Origin of the sequence: Planococcus massiliensis, assembly GCF_000821325.1 — a bacterium.
Classification (GTDB): domain Bacteria; phylum Bacillota; class Bacilli; order Bacillales_A; family Planococcaceae; genus Planococcus; species Planococcus ruber.
Window position 1 is genome coordinate 512,128 of sequence record NZ_CCXS01000001.1, and the last position, 14,433, is coordinate 526,560.

Annotated in this window: 9 protein-coding genes and 1 pseudogene; all 10 read left to right on the top strand. The window is 45.7% G+C overall.

All coding sequences use genetic code 11. The features are described from left to right. Nucleotides 1–89 precede the first annotated feature (89 nt). Complete coding sequence (gene gltB, locus BN1080_RS02575) at nucleotides 90–4,676, top strand: glutamate synthase large subunit (RefSeq protein WP_052650278.1); 4,587 nt, start codon at nucleotides 90–92, stop codon at nucleotides 4,674–4,676. Nucleotides 4,677–4,740: 64 nt separating this feature from the next. After that, nucleotides 4,741–6,228, top strand: a complete 1,488-nt coding sequence (locus BN1080_RS02580; RefSeq protein WP_052650280.1) for a glutamate synthase subunit beta — start codon at nucleotides 4,741–4,743, stop codon at nucleotides 6,226–6,228. A 237-nt stretch (nucleotides 6,229–6,465) separates the two neighbouring features. After that, nucleotides 6,466–6,888, top strand: coding sequence for a hypothetical protein (locus BN1080_RS02585; protein ID WP_052650282.1), 423 nt, complete (start codon nucleotides 6,466–6,468; stop codon nucleotides 6,886–6,888). Between the two features lie 87 nt (nucleotides 6,889–6,975). Beyond that, nucleotides 6,976–7,896 (top strand): HD-GYP domain-containing protein, encoded by a 921-nt coding sequence (locus BN1080_RS02590; protein WP_052650284.1) that lies wholly within the window; start codon nucleotides 6,976–6,978, stop codon nucleotides 7,894–7,896. A gap of 149 nt (nucleotides 7,897–8,045) precedes the next feature. Beyond that, a complete protein-coding gene (locus BN1080_RS02595; protein ID WP_052650285.1) occupies nucleotides 8,046–8,573 on the top strand; it encodes a hypothetical protein in 528 nt (175 codons plus the stop codon). A gap of 103 nt (nucleotides 8,574–8,676) precedes the next feature. Continuing rightward, nucleotides 8,677–10,140 (top strand): circularly permuted type 2 ATP-grasp protein, encoded by a 1,464-nt coding sequence (locus BN1080_RS02600; RefSeq protein WP_052650287.1) that lies wholly within the window; start codon nucleotides 8,677–8,679, stop codon nucleotides 10,138–10,140. Nucleotides 10,141–10,165: 25 nt separating this feature from the next. Beyond that, nucleotides 10,166–11,017, top strand: a pseudogene (locus tag BN1080_RS17550) (alpha-E domain-containing protein); the annotation flags it as partial. Nucleotides 11,018–11,152: 135 nt separating this feature from the next. Further along, entirely contained in the window at nucleotides 11,153–12,004 is an 852-nt protein-coding gene (locus BN1080_RS17555) for a transglutaminase family protein (protein ID WP_407674797.1), read from the top strand. Between the two features lie 95 nt (nucleotides 12,005–12,099). Further along, a complete protein-coding gene (locus BN1080_RS02610) occupies nucleotides 12,100–13,545 on the top strand; it encodes a DEAD/DEAH box helicase (RefSeq protein WP_052650290.1) in 1,446 nt (481 codons plus the stop codon). 205 nt (nucleotides 13,546–13,750) lie between these two features. Further along, nucleotides 13,751–14,317 (top strand): 3D domain-containing protein, encoded by a 567-nt coding sequence (locus BN1080_RS02615; RefSeq protein WP_052650292.1) that lies wholly within the window; start codon nucleotides 13,751–13,753, stop codon nucleotides 14,315–14,317. Nucleotides 14,318–14,433 lie beyond the last annotated feature (116 nt).

The window sequence follows — 14,433 nt, forward strand, 5'->3', positions numbered from 1 at the left end:
AATATCAATATGGAATTGTATATATATTCAGACATGTGGTATACTATCAAAACATTATGACACTTTATCGTAATGAAGGAGGCGATTTGATGAGCAAAAGAGAATATCCACAACAGCAAGGACTCTATCATCCGGATCAAGAGCATGAGGCATGCGGAATCGGAATGATTGCCAATATTAATGGAGAAAAATCACACGCGATTGTGCAGAACGCAATTAACATTCTTTGTAACCTCGAGCATCGGGGCGGACAATCTTCAGATACAAGCACAGGAGATGGCGCAGGAATTTTAACGCAGATTCCTCACCGTTTCTTTTTAAAGCAATGTGAAAAAGAAGGGATTATTTTGCCTGAAGCCGGAAAATATGGCATCGGGATGATTTTCATGCCGCAGGATTATGAGCTGCGGATGAAAACGAAAGAAATCATTAAGCAAATTGTAGAAGAGGAAGGCCAGGAATGCCTAGGCTGGCGCCCTGTTCCGGTAAATGACTCTTTTGTCGGGAAAGTGGCGTTAAAAACAAAACCGGTCATCCGCCAAGTGTTTATTGCAGCTTCAGAAAACCTGGGAGACCGTATGGCGCTTGAACGCAAACTCTATGTCATCCGAAAGCGCATCGAGATGGTGATGGGCGGCAATGAGGATTTTAAAGACGTCTATTTCAGCAGCCTTTCTGCAGGCACCATCGTTTATAAAGGCATGCTGATTCCAGAGCAACTGGATTCCTTCTATATTGACCTCAACCACCCTGAATTCAAATCAGCGCTGGCTTTGGTTCACTCCCGTTTCAGTACGAACACCTTCCCGAGCTGGCAGCGGTCCCACCCGAACCGTTACTCAATCCATAACGGTGAATTCAATACCCTCAGAGGAAACGTGAATTGGATGCGTGCAAGACAGACGCTTTGCAGTTCCCCTTATTTCAATGAGCAAGAACTTCAAAAAGTCTTGCCGGTTATTGACGAAAGCGGAAGCGATTCCTCCATGTTCGATAACTGCTTTGAATTCCTTCACTTATCAGGCCGTTCACTGGCCCATACCGCAATGATGATGGTCCCGGAGCCTTGGGTTAACGACCCGACGATTCGAAAAGAGAAAAAAGATTTTTATGAATTCCATAGTACGCTGATGGAGCCTTGGGACGGGCCGGCAGCACTGGTCTTTACAGATGGCCGCCAGATCGCGGCATGCCTTGACCGCAATGGCCTTCGCCCAGCCCGATACTATGTGACGAAAACAGGCATGATCGTTCTTGGATCTGAAGTTGGGGCGCTGGATATTTTTGCCGATGACATCATTTACAAAGACCGCTTGCGTCCAGGGAAAATGCTTTTAGTCGATTTAGAAGAAGGGAAAATCATTCCGGACGAAGAGATTAAAATGCAGATGGCTAAGGAACTTCCATATAAAGACTGGATTGAAGATAACCTGCTGGATTTAGAAGATCTACCTGCGCCTTCGCTTCCTGAACAGAAGCTGACGAAAGAACAATTTAAGGAGCAGCAGCTGGCATTCGGCTACACAACCGAAGAAGTTCAAAAAATCATCAAGCCATTGGCTACGGAAGGCAAAGATCCGGTTGGTTCAATGGGCTATGATTCGCCTTTAGCTGTTTTATCCAAAAAGCCGCAGCTTCTCTATAATTATTTCAAGCAATTATTTGCGCAAGTGACGAATCCGCCGATTGATGCCATCCGGGAGCATATTATTACCGCTGCCCGCACGACAATCGGTGCAGAAGGGAATTTAGTGGATCCCCGTCCGGAAAGCAGCCGCCATATCCGTCTGGAAACGCCCGTGCTGACAAACAATGAATTGGAGAGATTGCGCCAGCAGAAGCTGGTGGAATTCCAAGCAGTTACGCTGCCGATCCTTTTCGAAAAATCCGGCGGGCCCGAAGCGATGGAGAGGGAACTTGAAGAACTGTTTGTAAAAGCGGAGCAAGCTTATGAAGCGGGAGCAACGCTATTAATTCTTTCGGACCGGGGAGTAGATGAGACGCATGTGGCCATTCCTGCGCTATTGGCAGTTTCCGGGCTGCATCATCACTTTATCCGCAAAGGGACCCGGACAAAAGTGAGCATTTTGCTGGAATCGGCAGAACCGCGGGAAGTCCACCATTTTGCTGCATTGCTAGGATATGGAGCAGAAGGAATCAATCCTTACCTCGCTTTGCGTACTCTTGAAGATTTGATTGAACAGGAAGATATTGTCGGCATTTCATACGAAAAAGCCGAAGCGAGCTATATCAATGCCGTAACCGACGGCATCATTAAAGTGTTGTCAAAAATGGGGATTTCGACGATCCAAAGTTACCGCGGTGCCCAAATCTTTGAAGCGGTAGGGATTCATATGGACGTCATCGACCGTTACTTCACGCGGACGTCTTCACGTCTTGGCGGAATTGGCCTGGATATTATTGCAAAAGAAGCCATGATGCGCCATGAACAGGCATATCCGGAACGCAAAACAGGGGATCGATTCTTGGAAGCGGGAGATGAGTACCAATACCGTGCAAACGGGGAAACTCATCAATACAATCCATTAACGATCCACACCCTGCAGCATGCTTGCCGGACGAACGATTACCAAGTATTTAAAAAATACACCAGCCTCTTAACGAAAGAGACTTCGAATGTCCAATCGCTGCGCGGATTGATGGAGTTCAAGAAGCGGACGCCTGTTCCAATAGAAGAAGTTGAAACAATCGAAGAAATTTGTGCGCGCTTTAAAACAGGGGCGATGTCATTCGGGTCAATCAGCCAAGAAGCGCATGAAGCATTGGCGATTGCAATGAACCGGATTGGCGGCCGAAGCAATTCGGGAGAAGGCGGCGAGCAGGTTTCCCGTTTTGTCCCTGATGAAAATGGAGACAGCAGAAGAAGCGCGATCAAACAAGTAGCGTCTGGCCGATTTGGCGTGACCAGCCATTATCTGGTCAACGCAGATGAAATTCAGATCAAGGTAGCCCAAGGGGCAAAACCGGGAGAAGGCGGGCATTTGCCCGGCAAAAAAGTATACCCGTGGGTAGCGGAAGTTCGCGGTTCAACTCCTGGAGTAGAGTTGATTTCTCCGCCTCCGCATCATGATATCTATTCGATTGAAGACTTGGCGGAGTTGATCTATAACTTGAAAAACGCTAATCCAATGGCCCGCATCAGCGTAAAACTGGTATCGGCAGTTGGAGTAGGAACCATTGCAGCGGGCGTTGCCAAGGGACGTGCTGATGTCGTGTTGATCAGCGGATATGATGGCGGTACCGGCGCTGCGCCGAAAACTAGTTTAAAGCATACTGGTTTGCCTTGGGAAATTGGTTTGGCGGAAACGCACCAAACGCTTTTATTGAATGGTTTGCGTGACCGGATCGTTGTTGAAACGGACGGGAAGATGATGACGGGCCGTGATGTGGTGACTGCGGCCTTGCTTGGCGCGGAAGAGTTCGGTTTTTCGACAGCTCCGTTAGTGGTGCTTGGCTGCGTCATGATGCGCGTCTGCCATATGGACACCTGTCCGGTCGGAATCGCTACGCAAAATCCGGAGCTGCGCAAGAAATACATGGGAGATCCAGAGCACGTTGCAAACTTCATGCGCTTTGTGGCCCAGGAAGCGCGCGAGTTGATGGCGGAACTTGGATTCCGGACTATTAACGAAATGATCGGGAGAACAGATGTGATCGAAGCGAAACAGGCAGTAGACCATTGGAAAGCCGGTGGACTCGACCTGTCTGCATTATTGCATCAGCCGGATCTTCCTGAAAAAGTAGGACGCTATGCTACTGTAAAGCAAGACCACGAATTGAAAAATACTTTGGATTATACCGAATTGCTGCCGCGCGCCAGAAAAGCGATCGAATCGGGTGAGCGAGTGGATGTCACAACTGCCATCCGAAACATCCATCGCGCAACCGGCACGATCATCGGCTATGCCGTATCCAAGAAGTATGGAGCAGAAGGATTGCCGGAAGATACGATCAATTTCAATTTCCAAGGGTCTGCCGGACAAAGTTTTGGTGCGTTCATCCCTAAAGGAATGACGCTTAAATTGATTGGAGATGCAAATGATTTTGTCGGAAAAGGGTTATCCGGAGGGAAAATCATCGTCTATCCGGCAAGTGATTCGACGTTTATTCCTGAAAACAATGTCATTATCGGGAATGTTTCATTCTACGGAGCTTCTGCAGGTGAAGCATATATCCGCGGAATTGCTGGAGAACGTTTTGCAGTCCGCAATAGTGGAGCGAACATCGTTGTTGAAGGCGTCGGAGACCATGGCTGTGAATATATGACCGGAGGGCGCGTTGTCATCTTGGGCGAGACCGGCAAAAACTTTGCAGCCGGCATGTCGGGCGGCATTGCCTATGTATTGAACGAAGACGGGAAATTTGCCGAGCGCTGCAATGCGGAGCTTGTCCATATGCAGCCGCTTGTCGAACCGGGAGAAATGGAAGATTTGCGCCAAATGATTGAACAGCACGTTCACTATACAGGAAGCAAAAACGCAAAACGCCTGCTCGACAACTGGAAAATCTATTCTGCTAAATTTGTCCGGGTTATTCCAAAAGCCTATTTGAAAATCAATGAACGCATCAACAAATTGCAGGAAAGCGGAATGGCCAGACCGGAAGCAGAAATGGCAGCGTTTGAAGAAAGCAAAATGGCAACCGGAAAAGCGTAAGCGGCTGATCAGCTCCGAAAAATGTAGACGTCAATATATGCAAGTAAAGAATTGGAGGGATTTGATGGGAAAAGCGACTGGTTTTATGGAATACAGCCGGCAAACAATAAAAGAACGAGATCCGGCCGTACGGAAAAAAGATTGGTCGGATTATACAATCCCCCTTTCAGATGAAGAAGTAAGAAAGCAGGGCGCACGTTGCATGGATTGCGGTGTGCCGACATGCCAGTCCGGCATGGAGCTGGAAGGGGCAACTACAGGCTGCCCGGTTTATCACCTGATTCCGGAATGGAATGACCTGGTTTACCGGGGGCAATGGAAAGAAGCGCTGCGCCGGGAGCACGTCATGAACAACTTTCCGGAATTCACGGGAATGGCTTGTCCTGCTCCTTGTGAAGGAGCCTGCGTTCTCGGAATTAATGAACCGCCAGTGGCCATTCGGACAGTCGAGCGGTCGATCATCGAAAAAGGATTCGCAGAAGGATGGGTTGTTCCGGAACCGCCCCTTTCAAGAACCGGCAAAAAAGTGGCAGTCATCGGTTCGGGTCCAGCCGGGCTTGCAGCTGCAGCGCAATTGAATAAGGCAGGGCATCTCGTGACGGTATTTGAAAGAAGCGACCGGGTCGGCGGCTTGCTGACTTATGGGATTCCGGAAATGAAATTATCGTATGACGTCGTGCTTCGCCGGGTGAAAATCCTGGAACAAGAAGGCATCACATTCATTACGAATACGGAAGTCGGAAAAGATTATCCGGTTTCAGCGCTTCGTTCGGATTTTGATGCGGTAATTATGTGTACAGGCGCGGCTGTACATCGCGATATCGTGGTAGAAGGGCGTGAGTTGAAAGGGGTCCACTATGCAATGGATTTCTTGCACGCCAATACAAAAAGCTTGCTGGACTCCAATTTGACGGACGGCAATTACATTTCTGCTGAAGGGAAAAATGTGATTGTCATCGGCGGCGGCGATACGGGAACAGACTGCCTGGCTACTTCTGTCCGCCACAACTGCAAAAGCTTAGTGCAGTTTGATGTCTATGACAAAAAAGGCGCATTGCGGGATGATTTGGGCAATCCGTGGCCGCAATACCCTCGGATCCACCGGGTCGAATACGGACAAAAAGAAGCCGCAGCTGCTTTCGGCGAAGATCCAAGAGCTTTCGCTGTGATGACGAAAAAGTTCGTAGGCGACGAAAACGGCCAGCTGAAAGAAGTTCATACGGTGAATGTGAAGTTGAAAATTGATGAATCAGGCAACCGCATCCGCGAAGAAATTCCGGGTACGGAAAAAGTCTGGCAAGCAGATCTCGTCTTGATTGCAATCGGCTTTAGCGGTCCTGACCAGAAATTCATTGAACAGATGGAAGTGGAAACGCGCGCAAACTCCACGGTGGACGCAGAATACGGAAAATACAAAACAAATGTGGAGGGCGTTTTTGCAGCTGGTGATATGCGGAGAGGCCAGAGCTTAATCGTATGGGCAATAAATGAAGGACGAGAAGCAGCAAGGGAATGCGACCGTTATTTAATGGGCTCCACAGTCTTGCCTTAATAAATGGGAGACCAGACAATTGTCTGGTCTTTTTTTAGTAGAAAAGTCTTTGAAAAGTTAAATAGAAAGAAAATTTAGAAAATGTTGTATTGAGACTCTGATTCATATATACTATAGTAGGCGCATCAAGATTAACATTACTAGGTATTCCTGCTAAGCTCAAAAGGACCAGGCATGACTGCGTAGAGCAGTTAAACTTGTGTTCGCCACACTATCTAATTGTCGGGAGGAAGAAGAATGTTCAAAAAAGGCTTTGTTGCATTACTGCTATCTGTACTTCTTGCTGTTATGGTTGGAACGACTGCTTTTGCTGAAGAGGCAGTGATTACTCCGGAAATCGCACAAGCGCTTAGTGAAGTGGAACAAGTAAATGCTGAAATTTACGGCGAAATTGCAAAAGGGCAGGTACTGGCAGATCAATTATATGAAGAATACCTTTTAGCTGTTAATGAAGCTGGAGAAACGGCTCAATTAAAGGCTGATTATGAAAAGAAACTAACGAAAATCATTTCTGAAGTCGATGTAAAGACCCAGGAGATTACACGCCACGGCGTTGAAAAGGCTAGAGAATCAGGCCTTAATGTGGAAATTGAATGGATTCCTGTTCAGTTTGCAGATCGCATCGCTTTAATCGACCCAATACGAGTAGTGAGCTGGTAATTTTCAATGGATAAAACCCTATAGATAAAGTAAGATGAGAGTATCGGGAAACCGATACTCTCATCTTTTTCTAAAGGACGTGTAATCGTGAAAGGCTTAGATATATTGAAGAATGGATACCTCGAAAAAGTGAATAATGATTCGACAACTCTAAGTCTACTTGGACGTGGAAATAGTTTGGAAATTATGAAGCAAGAAATTCAAAAAGATCGACTATTCATTCTTTTTCCAGGGGAAGATGCCGACGTTGAAGAGTTTTATTATATAATTGAAGGTGAAATCGAAGGCGAAATTGATGGTGAGAAAATAAAGTTGTACACCAATGATTTTTTTTCTGCGAAAAATTTAGAAACTACAGTCGATTTTTATACTAAATCGGATGTTGTTCTTTTATCGATTTCAACAGCTCCAGTTTTTCAAGAGTTGAGTGAAGAAATCAAGGAATTGAAAAAAATTGGAGAAGCGGTCGAGCAGAAAGACCGCTATACTTTTAATCATAGTTCACGTGTAGCGCACTATGCAGTGAAAACAGCGACTAAAATGAAATTGCCGAAGCAAAGAATCCAGAATTTATATTCTGCGGCTTTTCTTCATGACATCGGCAAGATTAATATACCTGAAGAAGTTTTAAAGAAACCTGGTAAATTGACGGATTATGAATTTGAGTTGATTAAAAAGCACCCTGGTGATGGTGCGGCAATGATTCGAGAAACACCTTACGCAGAGCTTGCAGACATCGTTGAGCAGCACCATGAACGCATAAATGGGCGAGGCTACCCGTTCGGGCTGGTGGATCAAGAAATTTTGATGGAAGCGAAGATTATCGGAGTATGCGATACGTTTGATGCAATGACCGAAGACCGGGCCTACCGAAAAGCCTTTACAGCTGAATTTGCGATGGCGGAAATTAAACAGCTAGCGGGTATTCAATATGATCCAAAAGTGGTCGAAGCTTTTGAACAAGTGATAAAAGAAGAAGGCAAAATTACGGAAAACTCTTCGGATTAACGAAAAGAGAAGTTAGATCAATAGGTAAATTCTGCGGCACCTTCGGCTTAGAAGGTGTCTTTCTTTTTTCCTTTTTTATGTTTGAAATGAGCTGAAAAAGTCAATACTAGGAGCACAGTGTATTTTAAAACTGAAAAGGAGAGATGAAAATGGCTAGAAATTCAGGCGGCATGTTTGGCAAGCTCGTGTTATTAGGCGTAGGTGCAGTAATCGGAGCAGCGATGACGCAGAAAAAAGTAGATTCAAACGGCAATGAAACTTCCCAAGCCAGCAATTTGAAAGAGAACGTGAAGAAAGGTTTAGACCGCTTCAATGAACAATCCGGCGGCATGGTTGATAAAGTGAAACCGGGAGTCAGCAAAGCGGTGGAAACAGTCAAAAGCGCCATTGAAGGACAGCAGAAAATGATGGACAAAGAAAAAGACATGTTGGATAAAGCAAACCAGACGCTGCAGGATGAAGTGGGCGGCGAAACGAACAAAGATTCCTCTTCCGCATCCAAAACTTCTGGCGGCGCTTCAGGCACATCCAATACGAGTTCTTCAAGCAGCGTCTCACCGGATACTTCAACTCCGAGCGGCGGGGTCTACGGCGGCAGTACGGATTACAGCGAGTCGCTGAAAAAAGATTTATCCAAAGATTCTTCTTCAAGCGATAAATCGACATTCGACAAATAAAAACAAATATTTCAACCCGAAAGCTATTGCTCGCAAGCCTATGAGCTCTAGCTTTTTTTAAGCCTTAAAATAAACTGAAAATTAAGAAAAGAAGAGGTGTATCATGTTTGATTCCTACCAGGTCAAGCCTTTTTTTGATGAAATGTTCGATGACCATAAGGTGCCAAAACCGCATTACCGCAAATTTTATGATATATTGCAGCGGTTTTCCGAAGAAGAGCTTAAAGAGAAGCATGATACAGCTCAGCTTGCATTTTTGCGGCAAGGGATTACCTTTACGGTTTACAACAATAATGTCGGTACGGAAAGAACTATGCCTTTTGATTTTGTGCCCATTATCATTTCGAGGGACGAGTGGCAAACCATCGAAAAAGGGATGATCCAGCGTACTGAAGCGCTAAACCGTTTTCTCGACGACGTCTATCATGAACAAAAAATCCTTGAGGAAGGCATTGTGCCCCGACACCTAGTTGAAGAAAATCCCTACTACTATGCGAAGCAGGTGAAAGGAATTGATATTCCCCTCCAGAACCATATTTTCCTGGCCGGCATCGATTTAATACGCGATGAATTTGGGAAGTACCATGTTCTTGAAGACAATCTGCGCAATCCTTCCGGCATGTCCTATGTGTACCAGAACCGTTATGTCATGAGACAGGTATATCCCGATTTCTTCGCCAACCATTCGGTGCATGCGCTTGAACATCAACTGTCTTATCTTCATCAGGCCATGCTGGACCATATGCCGAACACCTCGAATGAAAAACCTTTTGCGGTTTTATTGACGCCGGGAATGTATAACTCAGCCTATTACGACCATGTTTTTCTGGCGCAGCAAATGGGCATCGATTTAGTGGAAGGAAGGGACTTGATCGTCAAGGGGAATATCGTCTATATGAAGTCGATCCGCGGACTGCAGAGGGTGGATATTATCTATCGCCGGATTGACGACGATTTTCTTGATCCGCACGCTTTCAGGGAAGATTCAGCGCTTGGAGTGCCTGGACTGTTGGAAGCTTACCGGCATGGGAATGTCGCCATATTGAACGGCATTGGCAACGGCGTCGCAGACGATAAGGCGATCTATGCTTATGTGCCTGACATGATCCGCTACTATCTCGGTGAAGAGCCGATCATCGATAATGTAAAAACGTATTTGCTCAGCAATCAAGAAGACCGCGAATGGGTTCTTGACCATCTTGAAGAACTTGTCGTAAAAAATGTGGGGGCATCCGGCGGCTACGATATGCTCGTTGGTCCCCATGCCTCCAAAGAACTGATCGAGAAATTCCGGGAGAAGATCATCGAATCTCCCCACCAGTACATTGCGCAGCCAACGATCAAGCTTTCAAGAGCCCCGGCATATCAAGGCGAGAAGTTTTATCCATGCCACGTCGATTTGCGGGTATTCGTTATGAGAGGCAAAGAAACGCGGGTGCTTCCTGGCGGGCTGTCGCGAGTTGCCTTGAAGCAAGGGTCTCTCGTCGTTAACTCTTCCCAAGGGGGCGGCGGAAAAGATACGTGGGTGTATAAAGAAAAAGAGGACAGGGGGCTTCTTGATGCTTAGCCGAGTCGCAAATGCTTTGTATTGGATGTCGCGGAATGCGGAAAGGGCAGAGAACAATGCACGTATACTCGATGTACAATTGCTTCAGATGATTGAAGCCTCAGACGAAGATCTGGTAAGAGACAGCGATTGGAAGCTGATTTATGAAATTTGCGCCACTCGGCAAGAATTGGAAGATGTGAAACAGCGGCAAGCCTCTGGGGAAGACCACTTAATCCATTACTTAGCGATGGAAGAGCGCAACCTGAATTCCATTTCCAATTGTGTACAGATGGTCAGGGAAAATGCCCGCGTGAGTAGGGACCATATTATCGACGACTACTGGCAAACTTGGAATGGCTGTTATTTGGCTCTCCAAGAAATGAATCGCACCGAATGCGAAAACGGCCAGATCCGTTCGTTTTTGGAGCGGGTAAAAACAACGGCACTGACATCGCAAGGAATCATCGAATCATCGATGTCGAGAGGCGTGGAATACCAAATCATCAAAATCGGCAAATGGCTTGAACGGGCAGAAAAAACGGCCCGAATTTTGAATGTTGTATGCGACCGCACGTACGAGCAGCAGCTGGATGAACAGACCGAAGACTATTATTACTGGCTATCGGCTCTCCGAATGACCAATGCCTATGAAGCATATTTGAAATCGCATCCTCCGAAAATGGATCCTCGGCAAGTATTGAGCTTTTTGATTTCGAACAAAGCTTTTCCGCGTTCGATCCGCTATTGCCTCGACCATGTAAGGGAAGCGATCGATGTGTTGGAAGACGGCAAAGTTTCGCATTATTCTTGGGAACTTTATGCCAAATTGGATGAAATGCGCACCGAATTCAACGAAGTAAAAGTTGAAGAATTTACGACAGATGAAATGATGGATTTTCTCAACCATTTCCAGGATGGCTGCAATGAGATTTCGCAGCTTTTCTCCAAGACCTATTATTTAATCGATCCAACCATTCAAGAAACAGGTTTCAGCCAATCCCAATCCATGAGTGCAGAGGAGATCAGTTCTATGAAATATCAAATTGAACATACCAATATTTTTAAATATGAATCCATCGTCGACCAAAGCATGAATTCAATCCGGCTGAAGCCCAGAACCGATGAATGCCAGCGTCTGCTTTCTTACCGGGCTGACATTACTCCTGCTTCTGTAACAAAGGAACATATCGATATTTGGGGGAACCACGTCGAAACCTTTTTCATTGCGGAGCATCATGAGCATCTTGAAGTGAAAGCAACCTCGATTGTCAGCATCCAGAAAAGCCCATTTATCCACCGGATCGACTATTCGCCGGAAATGAATGCGATTTTCCATTCTCAATTATTCAGCGAACATTATTTAGCTTTCCTGAGCAATACCGCTTACACTTACCTATCGCCGGAACAAATGGCGCGGGTGGATGAAGAATTAGGAGAGATGAAGAATCCGGTGCAGTATTCGATTGACGTCATGGAATACATCCATAGCCATTTTACTTATGATGGAGAATCGACCAATGTGTCGACAAAAGCGGAAGAGTCATTTGAATTGCGGAAAGGGGTTTGCCAAGACCTGACCCATGTCATGCTGGGAATTTTGCGGGCCAAACAGATTCCGGCGCGTTATGTGAGCGGCTATTTGTACGTGGGCGAAAATTCGGCGCTTGTCGGAGATGCGGCAAGCCATGCCTGGGTGGAAGTGATGGTGCCCGGAATTGGCTGGGTCGGCCTGGATCCGACCAATAACGTGGAAGCGCTGGAACATCATATTCGCGTCGGTGTGGGACGGGATTATAATGATGTCAGCCCGGTCCAAGGCGTCTACCGCGGCGGCAGCCAGTCCCTTGAAGTGAAAGTTTCCGTCAGCCTTCTGGATCAGTAACCATAATTTCAATAATTGATTTACGGCAAAAAAATCCGATCCGTGACATAATGGAGGAAGGTGTACGTTTTTGAACGGAAAAGGAGCAATAATAAATGAGCAATCAACCATTCAATGATTTTCAACTAAGTGAACCGATTTTGCGGGCCCTTGAAGGCCTTGGCTATAAGAGCCCGACAGAAGTACAGGAAAAAGTGATGCCGGCTGCACTAAAGAAGACGGATGTCGCGGTAAAATCGCAAACCGGGAGCGGAAAAACTGCTGCATTCGGCATACCGATCTGTGAACTTGTGGATTGGGAGGAAAACAAGCCGCAAGCGTTGATTTTGACGCCTACACGCGAATTGGCCGACCAAGTAAAAGAGGATATTACCAACATTGGGCGCTTTAAACGCATAAAAGCAGCTGCAGTTTACGGCAAGCAGCCTTTCGCGTACCAGCAAGCCGAATTAAAGCAGAAATGCCATGTGGTGGTAGGAACGCCGGGCCGTGTACTCGACCATATTGAACGGGGAACAATCGACTTGAGCCGCATCGCCTATTTGGTTCTGGACGAAGCGGATGAAATGTTGAATATGGGCTTTATCGAGCAAGTGGAAGCCATCATCAACAAATTGCCGAAAGAACGGACGACGATGCTGTTTTCTGCGACATTGCCGGAAAACGTTGAAAAACTGCAGCAAAAATACATGAACAATCCGGAACATATCGAAATCGCTTCGACACAGACGTTGACGGACCAGATTGAGCATTCACTTTATGTGGTCGATGAAAAAAGGAAGTTTTCACTGCTGCGGGACGTTACGATTGTCGAAAATCCGGATAGCTGCATCATCTTTTGCCGGACAAAAGACAATGTGGATTTCGTCATGGAACAGCTTGAAAAGCATTACTACACATGCGATAAACTGCACGGAGGAATGGTGCAGGAAGACCGTTTTGACGTGATGAATGATTTTAAACGCGGAGAATTCCGCTATTTGGTGGCGACGGATGTAGCAGCTCGAGGAATCGATATCGATAGCATCACCCATGTCATCAACTACGATCTTCCATTGGAAAAAGAAAGCTATGTTCACCGTGCCGGAAGGACGGGCCGCGCCGGCAAGACCGGAAAAGCGATTACGTTTGCGACGCCCCATGAAGATAAGTTTTTACATGAAATTGAATCTTATATCGGATTTGAGCTGGATCGGCATGATGCGCCGTCTCAGGAAAGAGTAGCGCAGGCAGAGACAGCATTCACTGAAAAAATGGAAAGCCGGCCAAAGCTCAAGAAAAACAAAAACGAATTGGTCAACAAAGACATCATGAAGTTATATTTCAACGGCGGCAAGAAAAAGAAACTTCGTGCTTTTGATTTTGTCGGAACCTTAACAAGCATTCCGGGGATGACGGCAGAAGACATTGGGATTATCAAAATCCAGGATACGGTGACCTATATTGACATCTTAAACGGCAAAGGCCCGATGGTGCTTAAAGCGATGAAAGAGAAGACGGTCAAAGGCAAGACATTGAAGGTCCATAAAGCCAATAAATAATATGCGCAAAAAGCGGTTCTGGCGATACAGAACCGCTTTTTTCTTATGGAAAAAAGAAAGAAGGCCAATTGTTTTGAATATTCAGAGGTACTTTTGTCACAAAAAAGAACCCAATTGTAATAAAATGACCTATGGAATGTTACACAACTGTAATGTTTAAGTGCTATTTTAATTGTACTGCTAAAACAAAGAAGGAGAGAACAGCTTGAAAAAACTACTTATAGTATTGAGTTTTGCACTGGTTTTGTTCCTTGGCATGTCGCTTGAGAGCTCAGCAGCATCATCTACCTATACGGTTAAAAGTGGAGACACATTATATAAAATAGCAAAAACACAGAAGGTATCTGTCGCAAATTTAAAATCATGGAATAATTTAAAGTCTGATACGATCCATCCGAAACAAAAGCTGAAACTGGTAAAGTCTACAGCAAAAACTGCATCTAAGACAAAAACGCCTTCGCGTTCTACTTCAGGTTCAGTGGTTAAAGAATTCACGGTTTCTGCATCTGCTTATACAGCATCATGCAAAGGCTGCTCAGGAATTACAAGAACCGGATTGAACTTAAAGAAAAACCCAGGCCTTAAAGTCATTGCCGTAGATCCAAAAGTGATCAAACTTGGAACGAAAGTGTATGTTGAAGGCTACGGCTACGCTGTTGCTGGTGACACTGGAAGTGCTATCAAAGGCAATAAAATCGATGTTTTTATGCCATCGAAAAGCAATGCCCTTAAATGGGGGCGCAAAAACGTAAAAATTAAAATTCTTAAGTAAATGAATAATGATATAGAAGCGCTGATTCAATCGACTAAAGATTGATTCAGCGCTTTTTTTTGCATCTATTTGGATAGCGTGTGGTTTATTTGTTTTCAAGAATGGGAAAGAGGGAA